A 1394-nucleotide genomic window follows, 5' to 3' on the forward strand; every position below is an offset into this window, starting at 1 on the left:
GCGCAGGCTTCCAGCTTTTCTGCGCTCCAAGCGAGGGTGGGTAATCAAACGACGTGGCGCCTGGTGTCGAAAGGAGGCTCGGCCGGCGCGCAGGCGTCGCCCGGAATCTACAACGCTCTCACTGGGGCGATGGTTCTATCGCTCGGTCGTGGCTTCGCTGCGGCCACGGTCGACACCTCTGGAGTATTCAAGTCGTTGGGCGCTTTCGATACGTACTCAGGCTCGGCCGGGCGAGACGGCCTAGTCGCAGCATTGAGTGCGCTGGACAACACTGTCACCGTGATGGTCGTGACCGCGGACGAGCCAACCACCAATTTGGACACGACGTTGCGAGCAGCATTGATCCGATGCGGGGCGACGGATGTGATGTTGAGTCGCTTGCGCTATCGCGGCGCGTACTTGCTTGTCGGCATTCCAACTCTAGGGCCAGGCACTGAACGCATGGCCGGCGATATTCCCAACGACCCGGCCGCATGGGTCGAGTACCTGGTGGATATTGTCAACGGTCGGCCCAAAGCTGGGACCGGAAAGGATGTCGCGGCAGTAGTGCAAGCAAACGTAGCGACAGAGGCAGATGCACGGGCCAATGCTGATTCGGCACTCTCGTCGCGGTTGGACACCGTGTCGGCAAGCCTGGCAACGACGAGCGCTGCTGTCACCAGCGAGGCCACTGCTAGGTCGTCGGCCGACACGGCGTTGGGACAGCGTATCGACTCCGTGACGACGAAGGCCGACGCCACGGCAACTGCCGTCCAAACGGAAACAAAGGCGCGTGCCGACGGCGACACGGCGTTGGGTTCACGGCTAGATGCGGTGGTGGCCAGCTATGGTGCCGATGCAGCGAACATGTTTTCGAACCCGGTGCCGACAGTCGATGTATCCGGGTGGGCGGGAGGATCGGTCGAGCGCATTTCATCTGCCGATGCAAGCGTGCCGGCGGGTGCGCCGGCGCTCTGGGTCTTCAAGGGCTGGGGCGAGATCACCGGAACCGTGCCCAAGGCAGCCGCACCAGGGCAGATGTTTTACTTCGAGGCGTTCGCAGCATCAAACACTGACGACCAGAAGATCGGCATCGGTGCGCGATGGGGCTACTACAAGGACGGCTCGCTGCTGTCGTTGGGATTGATTTCGGCGACGCCGACGAAGGCGTGGACGCGGATCTCAGGATACGTAACGGCTCCGGGCAACACAGGAACGGCGCAGGCACGTGTGTCCATCACCAACGGCAGCGCGACTGCGCCTGTTTTCTTCACAAACTTTGTATGGCGACCGGCGGAGGCGGTTCTGCCAGTGCAAGCAGCGGTCACCAGCGAGGCGACAGCACGGGCCGACGCGGATAAGTCGCTCGGCACTCGCATCGATACGGTATCGGCCAGTCTGACAAGCGCTTCGGC

1 protein-coding gene is annotated in these 1394 nt (G+C 62.7%); it reads left to right on the top strand.

The features are described from left to right. Window positions 1–129: 129 nt before the first annotated feature. Window positions 130–1394, top strand: a 1265-nt coding sequence (locus BLU54_RS22970; protein ID WP_328586150.1) for an interleukin-like EMT inducer domain-containing protein, incomplete at its 3' end; no start/stop codon positions are given.

Source organism: Chitinasiproducens palmae (genome assembly GCF_900095735.1).
Taxonomy (GTDB): Bacteria; Pseudomonadota; Gammaproteobacteria; order Burkholderiales; family Burkholderiaceae; genus Chitinasiproducens; species Chitinasiproducens palmae.